Source organism: Flavobacterium sp. 25HG05S-40 (assembly GCF_052654735.1).
Window position 1 is genome coordinate 1,930,659 of record NZ_CP199750.1, and the last position, 19,491, is coordinate 1,950,149.

16 protein-coding genes are annotated in these 19,491 nt (G+C 37.0%); 6 read left to right on the forward strand and 10 right to left on the reverse strand.

The annotated features are described in order from the left end of the window. Positions 1-31: 31 nt before the first annotated feature. A complete protein-coding gene (locus tag ACULEU_RS08385; protein ID WP_445452151.1) occupies positions 32-673 on the reverse strand; it encodes a DUF47 domain-containing protein in 642 nt (213 codons plus the stop codon). A 700-nt stretch (positions 674-1,373) separates the two neighbouring features. Between ACULEU_RS08385 and ACULEU_RS08390 the strand changes: the two genes are divergently transcribed. Together ACULEU_RS08390 and ACULEU_RS08395 are read left to right on the forward strand one after the other, a co-directional pair. Next, complete coding sequence (locus tag ACULEU_RS08390) at positions 1,374-3,002, forward strand: acyl-CoA carboxylase subunit beta (protein ID WP_445452152.1); 1,629 nt, start codon at positions 1,374-1,376, stop codon at positions 3,000-3,002. 180 nt (positions 3,003-3,182) lie between these two features. Continuing rightward, the gene (locus ACULEU_RS08395) at positions 3,183-4,802 is read left to right on the forward strand and encodes a M1 family metallopeptidase (RefSeq protein WP_445452153.1); all 1,620 of its coding nucleotides are present in this window, start codon (positions 3,183-3,185) and stop codon (positions 4,800-4,802) included. A 213-nt stretch (positions 4,803-5,015) separates the two neighbouring features. Here the strand turns inward: ACULEU_RS08395 and ACULEU_RS08400 are convergent, their stop codons facing one another. Then, positions 5,016-6,056, reverse strand: coding sequence for an AMP-binding protein (locus tag ACULEU_RS08400; RefSeq protein WP_445452154.1), 1,041 nt, complete (start codon positions 6,054-6,056; stop codon positions 5,016-5,018). Further along, positions 6,049-7,005 carry a lysostaphin resistance A-like protein gene (locus ACULEU_RS08405; protein WP_445452155.1) on the reverse strand — a complete coding sequence of 319 codons (957 nt, stop codon included), beginning with the start codon at positions 7,003-7,005 and terminating at the stop codon, positions 6,049-6,051. The genes ACULEU_RS08400 and ACULEU_RS08405 overlap by 8 nt, the downstream gene beginning before the upstream one ends. Before the next feature lie 67 nt (positions 7,006-7,072). Between ACULEU_RS08405 and ACULEU_RS08410 the strand changes: the two genes are divergently transcribed. Together ACULEU_RS08410 and ACULEU_RS08415 are read left to right on the forward strand one after the other, a co-directional pair. Then, the gene (locus ACULEU_RS08410) at positions 7,073-7,417 is read left to right on the forward strand and encodes an ArsC/Spx/MgsR family protein (RefSeq protein ID WP_445452156.1); all 345 of its coding nucleotides are present in this window, start codon (positions 7,073-7,075) and stop codon (positions 7,415-7,417) included. 78 nt (positions 7,418-7,495) lie between these two features. Further along, positions 7,496-9,946 (forward strand): TonB-dependent receptor domain-containing protein, encoded by a 2,451-nt coding sequence (locus ACULEU_RS08415; protein WP_445452157.1) that lies wholly within the window; start codon positions 7,496-7,498, stop codon positions 9,944-9,946. 56 nt (positions 9,947-10,002) lie between these two features. Here ACULEU_RS08415 and ACULEU_RS08420 read toward each other — a convergent pair whose 3' ends face one another. Next, positions 10,003-10,176, reverse strand: a complete 174-nt coding sequence (locus ACULEU_RS08420; protein ID WP_445452158.1) for a hypothetical protein — start codon at positions 10,174-10,176, stop codon at positions 10,003-10,005. Between the two features lie 221 nt (positions 10,177-10,397). Between ACULEU_RS08420 and fumC the strand changes: the two genes are divergently transcribed. Then, positions 10,398-11,795, forward strand: coding sequence for a class II fumarate hydratase (fumC, locus tag ACULEU_RS08425; protein ID WP_445452159.1), 1,398 nt, complete (start codon positions 10,398-10,400; stop codon positions 11,793-11,795). Positions 11,796-11,915: 120 nt separating this feature from the next. Here the strand turns inward: fumC and ACULEU_RS08430 are convergent, their stop codons facing one another. From ACULEU_RS08430 to ACULEU_RS08445, 4 genes are all read right to left on the reverse strand, one after another. Then, positions 11,916-12,416: a CAP domain-containing protein gene (locus ACULEU_RS08430; protein ID WP_445452160.1), complete on the reverse strand. Its 501-nt coding sequence runs from the start codon at positions 12,414-12,416 to the stop codon at positions 11,916-11,918. 271 nt (positions 12,417-12,687) lie between these two features. Continuing rightward, positions 12,688-13,332, reverse strand: coding sequence for a pyridoxamine 5'-phosphate oxidase (gene pdxH, locus ACULEU_RS08435; RefSeq protein ID WP_445452161.1), 645 nt, complete (start codon positions 13,330-13,332; stop codon positions 12,688-12,690). A 38-nt stretch (positions 13,333-13,370) separates the two neighbouring features. After that, positions 13,371-14,279, reverse strand: a complete 909-nt coding sequence (locus ACULEU_RS08440; protein ID WP_445452162.1) for a ribonuclease Z — start codon at positions 14,277-14,279, stop codon at positions 13,371-13,373. A gap of 14 nt (positions 14,280-14,293) precedes the next feature. Then, positions 14,294-14,626, reverse strand: a complete 333-nt coding sequence (locus tag ACULEU_RS08445) for a ribonuclease Z (RefSeq protein ID WP_445452163.1) — start codon at positions 14,624-14,626, stop codon at positions 14,294-14,296. Between the two features lie 295 nt (positions 14,627-14,921). On the opposite strand from ACULEU_RS08445, the gene ACULEU_RS08450 reads away from it, so the two are divergent. After that, on the forward strand, positions 14,922-15,278 hold the full coding sequence (locus ACULEU_RS08450; RefSeq protein WP_445452164.1) for a hypothetical protein: 357 nt from the start codon (positions 14,922-14,924) through the stop codon (positions 15,276-15,278). An 89-nt stretch (positions 15,279-15,367) separates the two neighbouring features. Here ACULEU_RS08450 and ACULEU_RS08455 read toward each other — a convergent pair whose 3' ends face one another. Beyond that, positions 15,368-16,678 carry a tetratricopeptide repeat protein gene (locus ACULEU_RS08455; RefSeq protein ID WP_445452165.1) on the reverse strand — a complete coding sequence of 437 codons (1,311 nt, stop codon included), beginning with the start codon at positions 16,676-16,678 and terminating at the stop codon, positions 15,368-15,370. Positions 16,679-16,749: 71 nt separating this feature from the next. Continuing rightward, complete coding sequence (gyrA, locus tag ACULEU_RS08460; RefSeq protein WP_445452166.1) at positions 16,750-19,368, reverse strand: DNA gyrase subunit A; 2,619 nt, start codon at positions 19,366-19,368, stop codon at positions 16,750-16,752. Between the last annotated feature and the right edge of the window lie 123 nt (positions 19,369-19,491).

Here is a 19,491-nt window from a genome sequence, read left to right on the forward strand (position 1 = left end):
TGCCTAACCACTGTCAACTGAGTGCTTTTATTTATGAGTGTTTAACTGAAATTTGCTCCATTACGTTGGAAACACTTTTACATTTATCAGAAGCCATTTCAAGGGCAGAAAGTACTTCTTTGTACTTGATAACGTTTTTAGCATCCGTTTCATTTTCAAAAATATCCGCCACCGCTTTGTCAAAAACCGAATCTGCTTTGCTCTCCAACTTGTTGATTTTTTTACAAGTATCTTTAATGGCCTTGTGATTCATCGCTTTTAATTCTTTGATACCCAAACCAATTAGCTGACAAGCTTCCAAATTAATCTCTGTTAATTTACGAATCGATTTTGTGATTTTTTCTACCTGATACAAACGCATTCTACTAGCAGCACCGTGCATATTGTCGGCAACGTTATCCATCGCTTTGATCAATGAGTGGATATCTTCGCGGTCAAATGGAGTGATAAAATTTCTACTTAACTCTAAGTGTGTTTTGTGTGTGATTTCTTCAATTTCAGCCTCAAGTTCTTCAATTTTTCTAAAAAACTCTTCTCGCTCTAGCTTCGGTGCATTCACCGCCTCATGCAGGGTTTCTGCCAATAAAATTAAACCTGCTGCTGCCTGCTCAAATAAAGGAAAGAACTTTTTGTCCTTCGGAACTAAAAATTGGAAAATACTGTTTAAAGACATTTTGTGTAGTTTTAATGGTGCAAATGTATTCATCTAATGTTAAGTGAATATTAACATATACGCCATTTGATAAAAATAGACTTTACAATTTGTTAACATTGCTTTGAGCTACCATTAATGCCTTTTCAGAAGCACCACATCCCGTTTTTCAGGACGTGCTGTCCCGCTTTCCATTCTATCTTTTTCCTTTTTCAAAGGAAAAAGGATGCCATTGCAATCGGGGCTATTGATGCCGTTTTACGGATCAAATCAATTCTGAAATGCTACTCTTAAATTCGAGTATTATCTTTGAAAACGTTTTCGTATTTTAGCCCCAACTAAATCCAGCACAAATATACAACCATGGACATCAACTTCAATAAAAACATTTGAGATTAAGAGGAGACTCGAGACTTCAGGTCGAACAGTATGGAGCACAGCGGAATAAAAGCCCTGTGGGCTTCAGGTACACGAACTTTAGTTCGTTTGCTCAACAATAGTTACTAATAGAATAATTAATCAGGGAAATTTAGATATAAACCATGGACATCAACTTCAATAAAAACATTTGAGATTAAGAGGAGACTCGAGACTTCAGGTCGAACAGTATGGAGCACAGCGGAATAAAAGCCCTGTGGGCTTCAGGTACACAAACTTTAGTTCGTTTGTTCAACAATAGTTACTAATAGAATAATTAATCAGGGAAATTTAGACATAAACCATGGACATCAACTTCAATAAAAACGAAGATCACAACAAACTTTTACTGACCGACTTAAAGCAACGCTTTGCCAAAGTAAAACTCGGAGGTGGAGAAAAACGCATCGAAAAATTACATTCAGAAGGGAAAATGACAGCACGTGAACGTATCGATTATTTGCTCGATCCCAAAGCAAACAGCATTGAAATTGGTGCTTTTGTAGGCGACGGTATGTATGCCGAACATGGTGGCTGTCCTTCTGGTGGAGTGATTGTTAAAATGGGCTATATCAAAGGAAAACAATGCATCGTAGTGGCTAATGATGCTACTGTAAAAGCTGGAGCTTGGTTCCCAATTACCGGAAAAAAGAACCTTCGCGCACAGGAGATTGCCATGGAAAACCGACTTCCCATCATTTATTTAGTAGATTCTGCCGGAGTGTATTTACCAATGCAGGATGAAATTTTTCCGGATAAAGAACATTTTGGACGTATCTTCCGAAACAATGCCATTATGAGCAGTATGGGCATTACCCAAATTGCAGCCGTAATGGGTAGCTGTGTTGCCGGTGGCGCATATCTTCCTATTATGAGCGATGAAGCGATGATTGTGGATAAAACCGGAAGTATTTTTCTCGCGGGAAGCTATTTAGTCAAAGCAGCCATTGGGGAAAATATTGATAACGAAACTTTAGGTGGTGCCACCACACACTGCGAAATTTCGGGTGTAACCGATTATAAAGCCAAAGACGATAAAGATGCCTTAGACCGTATCAAAAGCATTGTCGGGAAAATTGGCGATTACGAAAAAGCGGGATTCAATAGAGAAACCTCTCAAAAACCTGCTTTAGAAGAAAAAGACATCTACGGCATTCTTCCAAAATCAAGAAGCGACCAATACGACATGATGGAAATCATCAAACGTTTGGTAGACAACTCCGAAATGGATATGTACAAACCCGATTATGGCAAATCCATCATTACCTGTTATGCCAGAATAGATGGTTGGGCTGTGGGAATAATAGCCAATCAGCGTACGGTTTCGAAAACTAAGAAAGGTGAAATACAGTTTGGTGGTGTTATATATTCTGATTCTGCTGACAAGGCTACGCGCTTTATTGCCAATTGCAATCAAAAGAAAATTCCGTTAGTATTTTTACAAGACGTGACCGGATTCATGGTCGGAAGCAAATCCGAACATGGTGGCATTATTAAAGATGGTGCTAAAATGGTGAATGCTGTTGCGAATTCTGTGGTGCCTAAATTTACGGTAGTCATCGGAAACTCTTATGGTGCCGGAAATTATGCCATGTGTGGAAAAGCGTATGACCCAAGATTAATTTTTGCTTGGCCTAGCGCAGAACTCGCCGTTATGGGCGGAACTCAGGCTGCCAAAGTACTAGCGCAGATTGAAGCGTCTTCCTTAAAAGCTAAAGGAGCCACTGTTGACGAAAAGGTAGAACAAGAGTTGTTTGATAAGATTAAGGCCCGTTATGATGCGCAAGTCTCTCCGTATTATGCCGCAGCCCGACTATGGACGGATGGCATTATTGACCCTTTAGAAACTAGAACTTGGATTTCTATGGGAATTGAAGCGGCCAACCACTCGCCTATTGAAAAGAAATTTAATTTGGGCGTAATTCAGGTATAAAGGATAACCCTAATACGAACTGTGGCAAAAAAATCAAAATGAAAAAACATGCCACAAAAAGTGTGGCAAAGAAATCAAAATGAAAAAACATGCCACAAAGTCGCCAAAAAGGGTATGAATTGAGGCTGTAACAAATCCAAATCTTATCCTACTAATTGCTGTCATTTATTGCATCCCATTATGAAAAAAATAGTCGCTAGTTTTCTTCTCATCAGCAGTTTTCAGTTTATTGCCGCTCAGGAAACCGCAACCCGGAAAGATACCCTTCAAGGCGGATTACGTCCGGAACGAACCTGTTTTGACGTGCTGCATTATGACTTGAATATCAAAATAAACCCCGAAGAAAAATCGATTGTGGGTTATAATAAGATTACGTTCAGAGTAGTCGACAACACGTCGAAAATCCAATTGGATTTGTTTGATAATATGCGAATTGATTCTATTATTTTCAATTCCAAAAAACTCAATTACAAACGCGAGTTCAATGCGGTTTTCATCGATTTTCCAACCACTTTATCTTCGAAAACAGAACAAAGTCTGCTCTTTTATTATTCGGGAAAACCGGTAATTGCCAAAAAAGCGCCTTGGGATGGTGGTTTTGTATTTACAACAGACGGGCAAGGTAAACCATGGATTGGAGTTGCTTGTCAAGGTTTTGGCGCCAGTTGTTGGTATCCTGTCAAAGATTCTCAGAGCGATGAACCTGATAATGGAGCTACTATTAAAGTTGCCGTTCCCAATGGCCTGATGAATGTTTCCAACGGAAGATTTACAGGAAGCGAAGACCTAAAAAATGGCTACACGCGCTGGGATTGGGAAGTTAAAAGTCCGATTAACACCTACTCGATAAATGTCAATATCGCCGATTATGCACATATCCACGACACCTACAAAGGTTTGGATTTGGATTATTACGTGCTTCGTCAGAATGAAGCGAAGGCTCGAATTCATTTTGAAGAAGTAAAGCCGATGATGGAGTGTTTTCAGAGTAAATTTGGCCTCTACCCTTTTACCAACGATGGCTATAAATTGATAGAAACACCTTACTTAGGAATGGAACATCAAAGCGCCGTAGCCTATGGCAATAAGTATTTAAAAGGCTATTTAGGTAGCGATAGATCACGAACGGGACTCGGATTATTATTTGACTATATCACGATTCACGAGAGCGGACACGAATGGTTTGGCAACAACATTACCGCAAGAGACAGTGCAGATATGTGGATTCATGAAGGATTTACTACATACTCAGAATCCGTTTTTGTAGAATGTCAATATGGATATGAAAAAGGACAACGCTACATCAATGGACTTAAAAGTAATGTAGATAACGACCGTCCTATTATCGGTCCGTATGGCGTCAATCAAGAAGGTTCGACCGATATGTATGATAAAGGAGCCTTGTTCATCAATACCTTAAGACACATTGTCAATAATGATGCACTATGGTGGAAAACGCTATTGCAATTCTCCGAAACCTTTCATCATAAAATAACCGATACTGAAAGCGTCATTGCCTTTTTCAATGCGCAAACAGGAATGAACCTGACGCCTATTTTCAATCAGTATCTAAGACATGCCAATATCCCAAACCTTGAATTAAAAATCGTCAAAGGAAAACTACAAACGCGTTGGAAAGTCGATGAAACTAAATTTGAAATGCCTGTTGCTCTAAAAGTAAAAGGAAAAACAATCCGAATAAAACCAAGCACTTCGTGGACAAAAACTAAAATTAAAGTCAACTCGCTAGAAGAGTTGGAAGTAATGACCAATGACTTTTTTATCAATGTTAACAAATAAGTTCTAATTCTTTTACATTTACAATACATATTTTACTAAAAATCAGTAACTTAGACTAACTTTTAAAGTTTGTTATTATAGATGCTTCAGTAAAAAATTGGAACAAAGGAGCCAATGCTCATTCTAATTTTTAGTTTGATGGCTTTATAATTCTAAATGATTGTTTGCTTTAAATCAAAAAACGTCCTGATAGCTTATCAGGACGTTTTTTTTTTATTTCAAGGACTCTTTTCTCAGGATTTTTCCGGTGGGCGTTTCTTTAAACTTTGGAAGAAATAGTAGTTCCTTAGGTCTTTCATATTTGTCTAAAGCTTCATAGAGTGAATCACCAAAATCCTGTGATTCGCCTTCCACTATCAAAATCACTTTTTCACCTAACTCTTGGTCTGGTCTCGACGCAATGAAGAAGCGTTGCTGAATTTTACCGGCCAACTTCTCCTCTATTTGTTCCGGAATCAATTTAATTCCGCCACTGTTAATGACGTTATCCATTCTGCCTAAAAAGATAAATTGATTTTCATTGAGTAATTCCACAATATCATTGGTCACAATGACTTCCGGGGAAATTCTGGGAGCATGAATGACCAAACAATTTCTGTCATCATAAGATATCGTAACATTCGGCAAAACCGTAAACGCTTTTTCACCCAACTTTCGGGCGGCTATATGCGTAATGGTTTCCGTCATACCATAGGTTTCATAAACTTCTGTAGGCAACTTTAACAGCTGTTTTTCCAGGGCTTTATTGATAGCTGCGCCACCAACAATCATCTTCTTAACTCTTTTCAATTCGGATATCGAATTCTGCGCCTGAAGCGGTACCATAGCTACAAAATCAAAATCGAATTCACTGTTATCCAAGGGATGCGAACTTGGAGCCACGAACTCTAAATCGAAGCCTAAAATCATCGCCCGAACCAACATCATTTTTCCGGCAACGTACTTTACTGGTAAACATTGCAGTGCTTTGTTTCCCGGAGTCAATTCGAAAAAATCTCCTGTTGCCAAGGCGGAATCCACCATTGCCTGTTTACTTACACTAATGGTTTTAGGCTCGCCAGTAGAACCCGAAGTCTGCATTTCGATAAAACTTTTGCTGTCAAACCAATCCAAAAGGAAATCGCCAACAGGTTTCTCAAAATCTTCACCTTCTTTGATAAAGCTATAGGCTACACGACACAAGTCCTCTCTGTCCAAATGAAAGCCATTTAGTTTAAACTGATTGTGCACATTCTCGTAAGTCGGATTAATCATAATTTTCAATATTTTGAGTGGGTTCAACGGTATTTAATACAATCTTTCCGGTTAGTTTTTCTTTCCAATCGGTCCAATGATATTTTCTACTAAAGATAAAAATTAAGGTTGGAAAAATAATGATAATTGGAATTAAAATTTCAAATCCTACAGAAGGAGCAGAAGTATCTTTCAGTATGGATTCTGATTGCAATGCCGACCAATCCGAAGTAACCAACAAAGCCGTAATAATGTTATTCGCCGCGTGAAATCCGAGAGCCAATTCCATGCCGTCATCCATGAGTGTAATGATTCCCAAGAAAAGTCCGGTTCCAATATAATACACCATAATAATAGGGCCCATTTTTTCGACTTCCGGATTCATAATGTGCATCAAGCCGAACATCGCAGAGGTCACAAGTAAAGGAAACCATCTGTTACGGGCCAGAAAACCAAATCCCTGCATCAGATAACCTCTAAAAATAAATTCTTCGCTACTGGTTTGTATAGGTAATAAAGTAAAAGCAATAACGACCAAAATCAAAAAAGGAATCGGTTTAAAATTGACCACAAAATTTTCAGGGCTCGCAAAATAATAGCTCACCGTAGTCGCCAAACTGATGAGTGCCCAAATACTAAAACTGAAAAAAATCCGCTTCCAATCTATCTTTTCACGGGAAGTGATGATATCTTTCAACTTCATTTTATGCAGCAATCTAACTACAATAATAATTCCTGCCATAGTAAACACAAAAATCATCAGCATAAGAGCCAAAGTCACATTGGGACTGAAATATTTCATTATTGCCGCTTCAGTCGTGGGCATCGGTTTACCGGAAGAGAAGGATTTTGAAATCAAAGCAATGGCTAAAGGAATTTGACCTAATAAATAAAAGAAAGCGATGATAACAAATCCCAAGAAATACTTGAGCGCAATATTCGCTGGTTTATTGACTTTTTCTAGAAACATAAAGACCTATTTTATTCCGCCTAAGATACCTTTTTTCTATTAAAATCAATTACTTTGCAAAAAAAATATGTTACAAATACTCCACAATCCAAGATGCGGAAAATCCAGAACCTGTTTGGCTTTTATAACAGAATCTAAAGTCCCGTTTGAGGTCATTCACTATCTGAAAAACCCTTTGTCTGTTGATGATTTGAAAGTCTTACTCAAAAAACTGAAAATCAAGCCCATTGAACTAGTGCGTCAAAAAGAATCGGTTTGGATTGAAAATTTCAAGGGCAAAAAACTAAGTGATCTTCAAATCATAAAAGCTATTGCTCAATATCCTATTTTGATGGAAAGACCCATCGTAATTAATGGTGAAAACGCTATCATTGGTAGAGAAATGGAGCTTCTCCAAAGCTTTGTCGGCTAACATTTAACAAAGATTTAGCAAAAGCGCCTCAAACCTCGCTGTATTTTTGCGCTTTTAAAAGCGATTAATTCAATTTACATGAGAAAGTTTCACTATCTACTGTCGGCACTTATACTGCTGACCTCCTTTACACTATTTGGTCAAGCAAGAGCTAAAATTGCCATCACTGGAAAAATCATCGAAAAAACAAGCAAACTTCCTCTAGAATATGCTACAGTAACTTTCAAAAATAGCAAAAACCCTAAATTGATTTTTGGTGGCATATCTGATAATAAAGGGGATTATGCTATTGACATTGTTCCAGGAACGTATCAAGTAACTTTCGAATTTATCTCTTTTAAGCCGACCGTCATCAGTCAAAAACAATTTACTGAAGCTACCAATATGGGAACCACAGCCTTGGAAGAGGATGCTACGCAATTAAATGAAGTAGTGGTTCGCGCTGAAAAGACTACTGTCGAAATAAAACTTGACAAAAAAGTCTACAACGTGGGTAAAGATCTTATGGTTAAAGGCGGAACCGTTAGCGACGTTTTAGACAATATTCCGTCTGTAACGGTTGATGTAGAAGGAAACATTGCCTTACGTGGTAACGAAAATGTCAAAGTTTTAATTGACGGAAGACCCTCTAATGCTATTAATATCACTGAGGCGTTACGCTTAATTCCAGCTGATGCTATCGAAAAAGTGGAAGTAATTACCAATCCTTCTGCCCGATATGACGCTGAAGGCGGTGGCGGATTGCTGAATATTATTCTGAAAAAAGGAAAAAACCTAGGCTTAAACGGAACCACTATTATCAATGCAGCGGATCCCGAAAGTTATGGTGCCAGTGGTACTTTAAATTACAAAGCCAAAGAATTTAATTTGTTCACAACGCAAGGCTATAATTACCGTAACAATCCGGGAAATGCTTTTACCGATTCCAGATACCTTAACGATGACAATTCGACTAGGGATTTTATGTACGAAAAGCGAAATAACGAGCGTTTGAACAAGTCGTATAACGCGAATCTTGGAATGGATTGGTTTTTAGACAAATCGACGACATGGACCAATGTCTTCAACTACAGAAGAAGTAGCGGCGATAACCGAGATAACGTATTTCAAGATTATTTCGATATTAACAAAGACTATATTTATACTCGAAACCGAATTAACGAAGAAGCAAGTCAAAGCAGAAACGTAGAGTTTACGACCAATCTAACCAAAAACTTCAAAAAAGAAGGTCATAAATTAACCATTGACGGTTCATTCTCTTCTAACACGGATAAAAATACAGCCCTAATTGTAGATACCTCTACAGCTAATCCTAATGTCCGAATTGACGAAACAGCCAACAACCAAACACAAAGCAGAAATTTATTCCAAACCGATTACGTTTTACCTTTCGGAAAAGGAAGTCAATTTGAAGCAGGATATCGCGGTGACTTTCTAGTAAACACCACCAACTACAGTGTTGACACTGATGGAAATCCGGTAAGCGAGTTTACGAACATCCTACAATACAAAGAAAAAGTAAATGCTTTGTACACGCAGTATGGCTTCAAAGTAAAAAAGTTCTCTACGCTTTTAGGACTTCGTTGGGAAGACTCCAATATTGATGTAAATCAATTGGGCTCTGGAGAATTCAATAACAAAAAATACAACAATTTCTTCCCTAGCGCGTTTTTTACCTACGAAATCAGCGATAAAAGCAGTGCCTCTATAAGCTATAGCCGAAGAATACAACGACCAAGAGGAAGACAGTTGAATCCGTTCAACAATTTCTCCAGTAACGTCAATATTTTTGTGGGGAATCCCGATTTAAATCCGGCCTTCACCGACGCCATTGATTTAGGGTACATCAAACGTTGGGAAAAAGTAACGTTCAACACATCGCTTTACGTAAACAAAACAACCGATGTCTTTCAGTTTGTCCGAAGAGAAACAGGAACCCTTGAAAATAACGTTCCCGTAATCATATCAACACCTATCAATTTATCGACTGAATACAGAAGCGGCTTCGAATTTACACTGAATTATTCACCGTATAAATGGTGGAAGTTAAACGGAAATTTCAACTTCTTCTATATCAAAACTGATGGTGATTACACGTATACCGATTTTAACGGAAATCCCGTTCCCCAAGATTTCGATTTCGAAACAACCTCTTGGTTTGCCCGTTTGACCTCAAAAATTACTTTGCCTTATAAAATTGACTGGCAAACCAATATGAACTATAACGGCGAACAAAAAAACAGACAAGGAAGTTCCCTCGGGAATTTTGCCATGAACTTGGCGTTTAGCAAAGATGTCCTAAAAGATAAAGGAACCATTGCCTTCAATATTAGCGATGTCTTCAACTCCAGAAAAAGAATCATGGATACGTATTTGCCTGGTGTAGTCAGTTCTCACGGCGAAATGCAGTGGCGCGTGCGACAAGTGAACTTATCGTTTACGTACCGCTTCAACGTTCAGAAAAATGAAAGAGAAAAACGTACACGTTCAAATCAACAACAAGAGGACGGCGGAGATTTCCAAGGTTAATACATAAAAAAAGCCCTTGCAATGCAAGGGCTTTTTTATTTAAACAAAAAACATTGTTATGCTTTTTGCTCGGCTTCTTTTTGTGCCTTTCTTTCTTGGACTAATTCTTTAACGCCACCATAAACCCAATAAGGGACAATGAAGGTAATTAAAAAAATCATCAACCAAAAACCGATCGTTAGAACGGTTAAGAAAGTTAAGAAACCTAAATACTGTTGAAATTCAAACATGTTTTCCGGAATTTTTTGAATTATACGCAAATGTAAGCCTTATATTTATGCTATCCAAAAACAAAAACGATTTTTATTCAATAGTTTTTATCACTAATTTTGTGCTGCTTTTTTAGGAGCTTTTCCCGCTATCCGCTGCAATCTTTTTATCAGGATAAAAAGGATTTCCACTCCTATCGGGGCTAATTCAAAAAACATACTAACAACATAATTATTTTACAATGGAATACAGAATAGAGAAAGACACTATGGGCGAAGTAAAAGTTCCCGCTGATAAATATTGGGGAGCGCAAACAGAACGCTCTCGAAATAACTTTAAAATTGGCCCATCAGCTTCAATGCCCAAAGAAATTATAGAAGGTTTTGCTTATCTTAAAAAAGCAGCGGCTTATGCCAATTGTGATTTAGGCGTACTTTCTACAGAAAAACGCGATGCCATAGCCGCTGTTTGCGACGAAATCCTTGCCGGAAAATTAGAAGGGGAATTTCCCTTAGTAATCTGGCAAACCGGTTCAGGAACGCAAAGTAACATGAACGTTAACGAAGTCATCGCCAATCGCGCACAGGTTTTGGCCGGATTCAAAATTGGTGAAGGCGAACAATTGGTAAAAGCCAATGATGATGTAAACAAATCACAATCGTCCAACGATACCTTTCCAACAGGAATGCACATTGCTTGCTACAAAGCAGCTGTCGAAGTTACCATTCCCGGAGTTGAAAAACTTCGCGATACGTTAGAAGCAAAATCCAAAGAGTTTATGAATGTCGTTAAAATTGGAAGAACGCATTTAATGGATGCCACGCCACTAACTTTAGGTCAGGAAATTTCAGGTTATGTTGCCCAATTAAATTACGGAATCAAAGCACTAAAAAACACCTTAGCCCATTTGTCTGAAGTAGCCCTTGGCGGAACAGCAGTAGGAACCGGATTAAATACACCCGCAGGTTATGATGTAAAAGTAGCAGCCTATATTGCTCAATTTACGGGTCATCCTTTTGTTACCGCTCCGAATAAGTTTGAAGCTTTGGCTTCACATGATGCTATTGTGGAAGCTCACGGTGCTTTAAAGCAATTAGCGGTTTCTTTAAACAAAATTGCCAATGATATCCGAATGTTGGCTTCAGGACCGCGTTCTGGTATTGGTGAAATCCTAATTCCGGAAAATGAGCCAGGCTCTTCTATCATGCCCGGAAAAGTAAATCCAACGCAATGTGAAGCTTTAACAATGGTTTGCGCTCAAGTAATGGGTAACGATGTAGCTATAGCTGTTGGTGGCATGCAGGGACATTATGAGTTAAATGTTTTCAAACCCGTAATGGCCGCTAACTTTTTACAATCGGCACGCTTATTAGGAGATGCTTGTATTTCATTTGACGAACATTGCGCTAGCGGCATCGAGCCCAACTATACACGTATTAAAGAATTAGTAGATAACTCCTTGATGTTAGTTACCGCTTTGAATACTAAAATTGGTTACTATAAATCGGCCGAAATTGCACAAACGGCTCATAAAAACGGAACTACACTAAAAGACGAAGCCGTTCGCTTGGGTTATGTTACTGCCGAAGATTTTGATGCTTGGGTAAAACCCGAAGATATGGTGGGCAGCTTAAAATAGATATACCATCTTTATCGTTTTAAATAAAAAAAATCCCGCTAATAGCGGGATTTTTCGATCTGTCAAAATCAAACAAAACAATAATCAAACTATTATTTTTTTTTGACCTACGTTTATGAATTAAGGTTTTTTCTTCATAAACATATTGGTGTAATATTTTTTTCCTGTATTGACATCAACAGTAACCGAAATACCCAAGTGCGTATAATCGCCTTCGATATTATCTTTGTGTCCTGGACTGTTTAACCAGGCTCTTAAAACGCTTTCTGCAGATTGGTAGTTGTAAGCTACATTCTCGCCTACGCGCTCTGCTCCTAGCACTTGTACTAAATTGTTTGATCGTTGTTGGAAATAATCGTGGTTGACTACATTGTTATCAATCATGTAAATATTGTGCTCTTCTGATTTGAAAGAGATGTGGTTGATTACTTCAAGAGAATTTAATCCAACACTAGCACGATAATCATTGATAAGGGAAACTAATTTCAACTCCACTTCGTTGTAATTGTAGGTAGTTACAACTTTTGCGGCTGAAGAACCTTCTGAAGAGTCAGAAGAACAGGATACCATAGTGAACACGATTGCTAACGGCAACAATGCTCTAAACATTTTTGCTTTCATAGTAGTAGGTTAAGTTTTTGAATAAAGTAGATGTGGGGCAAACACTTTATTGAATTATTATTGACAGAACGTATGCTTGATTTGGTTAGACAATTTTACATCTTTTATCGTTTAAAAGCCAAATAAAATCGATGAAATACTTAATTATGTATTTTATATAAGAATATTTCCTACTTATTTGCAGTTCGTCGATGGTGTTTATAACATAATGTGAGTGCAAAAAAAAACCACTCGTGGAGTGATTTTACTATTTCGTGAAGTTTTCAAGGTATTACGGAGAAAGACGTTCTATCTTCCAATTAAAATCGGTAAGCAATTGAAATCGTATTCTGTCATGCAAACGATTAGGCCTTCCTTGCCAAAACTCAACTTCGGTAGGACGTACTAAAAAACCACCCCAAAAGTCGGGACGCGGAATAGCTTTTCCTTCAAACTGGTTTTCGAGCGCTTTTAATTTTTCATCTAAATACGCTCTTGAGGGAATGACTTCGCTTTGAGAGGACACTATGGCGCCTAATTTACTGCCGTCTGGTCTGGAATCAAAATAGTTATCTGAAACCGATTCGATGGTTTTTTCAGCCACGCCTTTAATGATGACTTGCCGTTCCATACTTGGCCAAAAGAATGATAGGCAAATATTAGGGTTGTTTAGTATCGCTTTTCCTTTTTCGGAATTATAGTTGGTGTAAAAGATAAATCCTTCTTCATCATATTTTTTGAGCAATACGATTCTCGATTTTGGAAATCCATCCAAGCCAATAGTTGCTACTGTCATGGCATTAACCTCATCTACACCACCAAAATCCTTTATCTCATAAAACCATTGATGAAATAAGTTAATAGGATCTTCCGGAAGTACCTCCTCCAATAGCTGACTTTTCTCGTAGGACTTTCTGTAATCGCTTAAGTCTTCCATATTTAATGTGTTGTGTGGTACAAAAATAGTACTATAATTTATTCAAAATCAAAAATGCGTCCATCATCTGCTAAAACTACATTGCGAAAAATCGTTTCGGCTTCTTCTTTAAAAAGTTCAATATTGGCGTAGCGTGTACTGTAATGCCCTAAAATCAGATTACTGACATTCGCTTTGCTTGCAATGATTGCAGCTTGTTTAGCCGTGCTATGCATTGTAGATTCGGCTTTATCCGCTTCAGATTCCAAGAAAGTGGTTTCGTGATACAATACATCACAATCTTTTATGATGGGAATAATGGACTCATCATACATGGTATCGCTGCAAAAAGCATAACTCTTGGGAGCAATAGGATCAAAAGTCAGTAAAGCATTAGAAACTACGCTACCATCATCAAGTGTTATATCGCTACCATTTTTGATTTTTTGAAAATAACAAGTGTCAATTTTGTATTGATGAACAGCATCTATATTCAATTTTCTGTCGCCTATTTTTTCTTCAAAAAGAAAACCATTGGTATAAATCCGATGTTTTAGTGGAATAGTTTTCACAATCACTTTTTCATCCTCATAAACTACTTCACTTTCTTTAGAAGTCAATTCATGAAAATACAAATTATAACCCGTAAAAGAATTAGAATAACGCAATTGAAGCAAAATAATCTCTTTAATCCCTTTTGGGCCATACACATGTAAATCGGTCTGACGATTGAGCAGCATGAAGGTTGAAATCAATCCCACCAATCCGTACAGATGGTCTCCGTGCAAGTGCGAGATAAAAATATGATTGATTTTGGAAAATTTGAGTTTGTTTTTACGCAACTGTACTTGGGTTCCTTCACCACAATCAATCAGAAACATACGGTTTCTAATTTCCAAAACCTGAGAAGTGGGATTAGTAATGGTACGCGGCGTTGCGGCATAACAGCCTAGAATAGTTAATTTCATTATTGATTATAAAATTAAAATCCTAAATCGCGTTCAATTTCTTCCATTTCAATAATATCATGCGCTTCTAAAACGGTCGGTACTACTATCAGTTTGGTTGGAACATCATTAAGATTCACAACATCTGTAACCAGCACTAAAGATTTCTTTCCCTTAGCCTGTGTTTTAGCCATTTCGGAAAACAACTTTAAATCAACTAAAGTTAGGGCTTTGTCATGTGATAAATCCAGAATTAAGTTTTGTGTTTTATAACTATTGTATTCGTGATGAAACTTCTGAAAAAACTCGGCAGTGTTATACTGAGTATTTCTAACAGTTGTAGTGTGTCCTTTGCGTTCTACTTTCATTGGGAAATCGAAATTATATTATGAGGCTAATTTACTAAGATTTTGCCACTATTCATTCATTTATTAGTTGCAAATGATTTTAAGGATGTAGTTCATAGAAAATTCTGGTTTTTCATCGATGAAATACCTCTTTTTTTAACATTTCATAGACGAACTGCATAAAAAAAACGCTCAAAACCCCCGAATTCATTGATTTTGTCGATTAAACGACTTTTACGGTTAGTTATCGAAAATATTTCCACTCCTTATAGTCTTGGAGTAGTTTTGGTCAAGAAATAACAAAGAAACCAAAATTATGACAACAGCTAATAACACTTCAACTCAAACAACTTTAAGATTATTTGTTTTATTCGTATTATTAGTTTTATCATCAACTGGAGCTTTTGCTCAAACGAACACAACTAGTGTTGTTGCAACTACTTCAACTGAGGTTTCTGTTTCTGAAAACGCTACAATCGTTATCTCTACAGAAAACAGTGTAGCCGGAATGGATTTCGCAGTTTGGTTTATGGGTTCTAAAAAAACTACTAACAATTCTTCAAACGGTTCATTCAGCAAAAAACAATTAATTAACTCTGGTATCAAAACTAACAGTGTTTTAATTAGATCTTTCTTGAAAAAAATGAATACTCAAGAAAATGGTGTAGCATAATAATGTTTCTATATAAATTTGGTTAGTTTAGGAAACTAAAAAAGTCCCGATTCATACCGGGACTTTTTGTTTATTATAAATGCTATTATTTATTGCTTCGCTTTTAAAGCTTTGTATTTGTCAGTCATTTCAAGGGCATTGTAAACGCTGAGTAATGTTTTTCGGGCAGCTTCATTGGTTGGTTCTAATTCCATTACCTTTTCTAGATAAGGCAAAATAGATTTGAAGTTTCTATCTCTTTCAATTTTAATAGCTTCGTATCGTTTGTTGTCTTTTTCAGAGGTACCTAATTTATTCATTTCGGCAACAAATTTTTCATCAGCTCTTAATTTCAATTCAGCCAAATTCAAATTTGCATTAATGTAATTAGGATTAAGTTCCAGCGCTTTTTTATAATATTTCTCAGCTTCATCAAGCTTATTGGCATTTCCGCTGATAACTCCAAGATTATACACCAAATCAACGTTTTTAGGATCTTTTTCTAATGCTTCATTAACCAATCGTTTATAGGTATCAAAATCGTTAACTTTCAAATATAAATCGGCTTCGGTCAAAATAAGAGAAACATCATCCGGACTAGTTTTACGTGCTTCAGCCACAGCAGCTTTCGCTTCATCAACTTTGCCGGCATCTACTAAAATCAACGCAATATTTTTATAGATTTCACCCTTCTTGGACTCCCCTTTTTCATCTCTAGGTTTTTCATGTGTTCCTCCTTTAATAAAAATCTCTCTTTCCTGCTTTGTACTAAAGGTCTCTTCTTTTTTAGTAGTCTTGTTGGTTGCCCAATATACAATGCTTTCACCAGTGTAGTTTAGCGTTTTTAATTCGTTATAATACGCTAAAGCTTTGGTAAAATCTTGACCGTTTACAGCATAACTAGCAGCATAAAATAATTTATCCTGATCTTTCTTATCCAATAAATAAACGGCATATAAAACATCGGAAGCATCTATGAATTTTTTTGCTTCACCAAGATTCACCGCAGCATTAACTAACATTGGTTTAATAACATTTATTTCTTCGTTTATATCATCAGTAAAGACTTTTTTACCGGATTTTTTTTCATAATCTAATGTTGCATTGTATGCAGCAGCCAATTCTGTAACAGCCTTAGGTTCAAAAAGTTTATTCAGTTGAGCTGGAGTTGGGTTTGGACCTAATATTGCTATTTCGATACTGGCAGTGTTCGCTTTGTAAAAGTTATAATAAACTTTATCGCCTTCTTCTGTAGCCAATGTTGCAAGCTTGGTCAAATTAGCCTTATATTCTGTCAAGTCATTTGCAGAAGGTTCTTCTTTTTCGTATATTTTTTTTAATTTTTTAAGCTCCTCTTTTTGGGCAAAAGACGAGACAGAAACTAATACTGCCGAAGCAAGTAGCATGTGTTTTATTCTCATTTTATTGTATTTTTAAGTTTATAAATAAAATCACCAATTAAAAATGATATAATTGGTGATTTGTTGTATTATTATTCATCATCTTCAGAATCGTCTTCAGCATCATCGTCTTCAACGATGTCATCGTCATCTTCCTCATCGTCATCAACTGCTGAACCATCATCTTCGAGAACTTCTAAAACAGGTTTTACTCGCTCAATGGCTTCTACTTCAATAACGTTTCCATCTTCATCTAGTTCTGGTTCGGAAACATCATCTTTCATTACTTTGGTCACCGCAGCAATAGAGTCATTTCCTTTGATATTGATTAGTTTCACACCTTGAGTAGCTCTTCCCATTACTCTCAAATCTTCTACAGCCATTCTAATCGTTAAACCTGACTTATTGATAATCATCAAATCATCAGCATCCGTAACCGAATTGATAGAAATCAGTTTCCCCGTTTTTTCAGTAATGTTTAGGGTTTTAACCCCTTTACCACCACGGTTTGTAATTCTATACTCTTCTAATGAAGAACGTTTTCCATAACCATTTTCTGCAACTACAAGGATTTCACTTTCCATATCATTTACAGTAACCATGCCAATTACTTCATCCGTTTCATCTTTTAAAGTAATTCCACGTACTCCGGAAGCTGTTCTTCCCATTGGACGCGTCTTGGTTTCTTCAAAACGAACCAATTTACCCGATTTAACGGCTAATATAATTTGGCTTTGCCCGTTGGTTAATTGTGCTCCTAATAATTCGTCATCTTCCTTAATCGTAATCGCAGCGACACCATTAACTCTTGGTTTAGAATACTTGTCTAAAGAAGTTTTCTTTACTTGACCTTTCTTAGTAACCATAATTAAATTATGACTCAAAGTGTATTCTTTGTCTTTTAAATCTTGTGTACAGATGAATGCTTTTACCTTGTCATCGGATTCAATGTTAATAAGATTTTGTAACGCTCTTCCTTTGGCAGTCTTGCTTCCTTCGGGAATCTCATACACACGCATCCAGAAACATTTTCCTTTTTGCGTAAAGAACATCATGTATTGATGGTTGGTAGCAACGTACATGTGCTCTAAGAAATCCTGATCTCTAGTTCCGGCACTTTTTTGTCCAACACCACCTCTGTTTTGGGTTTTGTATTCGGATAAATTGGTACGTTTAATATAACCCGCATGTGAAATGGTAATAACCACATTCTCATCAGCAATCAAATCTTCAATACTCACATCGCCACCAGAATATTCAATAAGGGAACGACGCCCATCACCATATTTGTCTCTGATTTCGATCAACTCTTCTTTTATCAATTCCATTCTCAATTCTTTGCTTGCCAATAAGTCTTTCAAGCGTTGAATTAATTTCATGATTTCTTCGTATTCTGCGCGTAACTTATCTTGCTCAAGACCTGTCAACTGACGCAAACGCATTTCAACAATGGCACGCGCTTGAATATCTGACAAACTGAATCTTTCAATCAATTTAGCTCTAGCTTCATCTCCATCTTTTGAAGAACGAATCAAAGCAATTACTTCATCAATATTATCCGAGGCAATGATTAAACCTTCTAAAATGTGTGCTCTTTCTTCCGCCTTACGCAATTCGAATTGTGTTCTTCTAATTACAACATCATGACGATGTTCTACGAAATAATGAATTAAATCTTTTACGTTGAGCATTTGTGGTCTTCCTTTTACCAATGCAATATTGTTGACACTGAAAGAAGACTGTAATTGTGTGTATTTATAAAGTGTATTCAGTACTACGTTAGGAACAGCATCACGTTTTAATTCATAAACAATACGCATTCCTGTTCTATCCGATTCATCACGAATATTGGAAATTCCTTCAATTTTCTTCTCGTTGATAAGGTCAGCCGTTTTCTTAATCATTTCGGCTTTGTTCACCTGATAAGGAATCTCGGTAACTATAATAGCTTCTTTCCCGTTAGATTCTTCGAAACTTATCTTGGCGCGAATAACGATTCTACCTCTTCCTGTTTTGAAGGCTTCACGAACACCTTCCATTCCGTAGATAGTTCCTCCTGTAGGGAAATCAGGAGCTTTGATGTGCGTGATTAACTCGTCAATCTCAATATCATTGTTATCAATGTAAGCCAAGGTACCATCAATAACCTCAGTTAGGTTGTGTGGTGCCATATTGGTTGCCATTCCCACCGCAATTCCCGATGCTCCGTTTACCAATAAAGTTGGAACTCTTGTTGGCATCACTGTTGGCTCATACAAGGTATCGTCAAAGTTTAACTGAAAATCTACCGTTTCTTTGTCGATATCTGCCATAATGTCTTCCGATATTTTTTTCATTCTGGCCTCCGTATAACGCATTGCTGCCGGACTATCGCCATCAACAGAACCAAAGTTACCTTGCCCGTCAACTAGTAAATAACGTAAACTCCATTCCTGAGCCATACGGACCATGGCATCATAAACTGAAGTATCTCCGTGTGGGTGATACTTTCCTAAAACTTCTCCAACAATTCTTGCGGATTTTTTGTGAGCTCTATTCGAAAAAACTCCTAAATCATACATTCCGTATAACACTCTTCGATGCACTGGTTTCAAGCCGTCACGCACATCTGGCAATGCTCTGGATACAATAACTGACATCGAATAATCGATGTAAGCTGATTTCATTTCATCTTCAATGTTAATAGGAATTAACCTTTCTCCGTCAGACATATTTTATAAATTATTTAATAAAAATTACTTTAAATTCGAAACGTGCTAATATAAGGTAATTGAAAAAAACAGCGGCGTTTTTCAGTTACAAATTTCAATGATTTATTAACAAAATAGGGGCGT

Excerpts from the sequence above, each read along its gene's own strand:
- ACULEU_RS08385 (WP_445452151.1), bottom strand. The coding sequence starts at position 673 with ATGTCTTTAAACAGTATTTTCCAATTTTTAGTTCCGAAGGACAAAAAG.
- ACULEU_RS08390 (WP_445452152.1), top strand. The coding sequence starts at position 1,374 with ATGGACATCAACTTCAATAAAAACGAAGATCACAACAAACTTTTACTG.
- ACULEU_RS08395 (WP_445452153.1), top strand. The coding sequence starts at position 3,183 with ATGAAAAAAATAGTCGCTAGTTTTCTTCTCATCAGCAGTTTTCAGTTT.
- ACULEU_RS08400 (WP_445452154.1), bottom strand. The coding sequence starts at position 6,056 with ATGATTAATCCGACTTACGAGAATGTGCACAATCAGTTTAAACTAAAT.
- ACULEU_RS08405 (WP_445452155.1), bottom strand. The coding sequence starts at position 7,005 with ATGTTTCTAGAAAAAGTCAATAAACCAGCGAATATTGCGCTCAAGTAT.
- ACULEU_RS08410 (WP_445452156.1), top strand. The coding sequence starts at position 7,073 with ATGTTACAAATACTCCACAATCCAAGATGCGGAAAATCCAGAACCTGT.
- ACULEU_RS08415 (WP_445452157.1), top strand. The coding sequence starts at position 7,496 with ATGAGAAAGTTTCACTATCTACTGTCGGCACTTATACTGCTGACCTCC.
- ACULEU_RS08420 (WP_445452158.1), bottom strand. The coding sequence starts at position 10,176 with ATGTTTGAATTTCAACAGTATTTAGGTTTCTTAACTTTCTTAACCGTT.
- fumC (WP_445452159.1), top strand. The coding sequence starts at position 10,398 with ATGGAATACAGAATAGAGAAAGACACTATGGGCGAAGTAAAAGTTCCC.
- ACULEU_RS08430 (WP_445452160.1), bottom strand. The coding sequence starts at position 12,416 with ATGAAAGCAAAAATGTTTAGAGCATTGTTGCCGTTAGCAATCGTGTTC.
- pdxH (WP_445452161.1), bottom strand. The coding sequence starts at position 13,332 with ATGGAAGACTTAAGCGATTACAGAAAGTCCTACGAGAAAAGTCAGCTA.
- ACULEU_RS08440 (WP_445452162.1), bottom strand. The coding sequence starts at position 14,279 with ATGAAATTAACTATTCTAGGCTGTTATGCCGCAACGCCGCGTACCATT.
- ACULEU_RS08445 (WP_445452163.1), bottom strand. The coding sequence starts at position 14,626 with ATGAAAGTAGAACGCAAAGGACACACTACAACTGTTAGAAATACTCAG.
- ACULEU_RS08450 (WP_445452164.1), top strand. The coding sequence starts at position 14,922 with ATGACAACAGCTAATAACACTTCAACTCAAACAACTTTAAGATTATTT.
- ACULEU_RS08455 (WP_445452165.1), bottom strand. The coding sequence starts at position 16,678 with ATGAGAATAAAACACATGCTACTTGCTTCGGCAGTATTAGTTTCTGTC.
- gyrA (WP_445452166.1), bottom strand. The coding sequence starts at position 19,368 with ATGTCTGACGGAGAAAGGTTAATTCCTATTAACATTGAAGATGAAATG.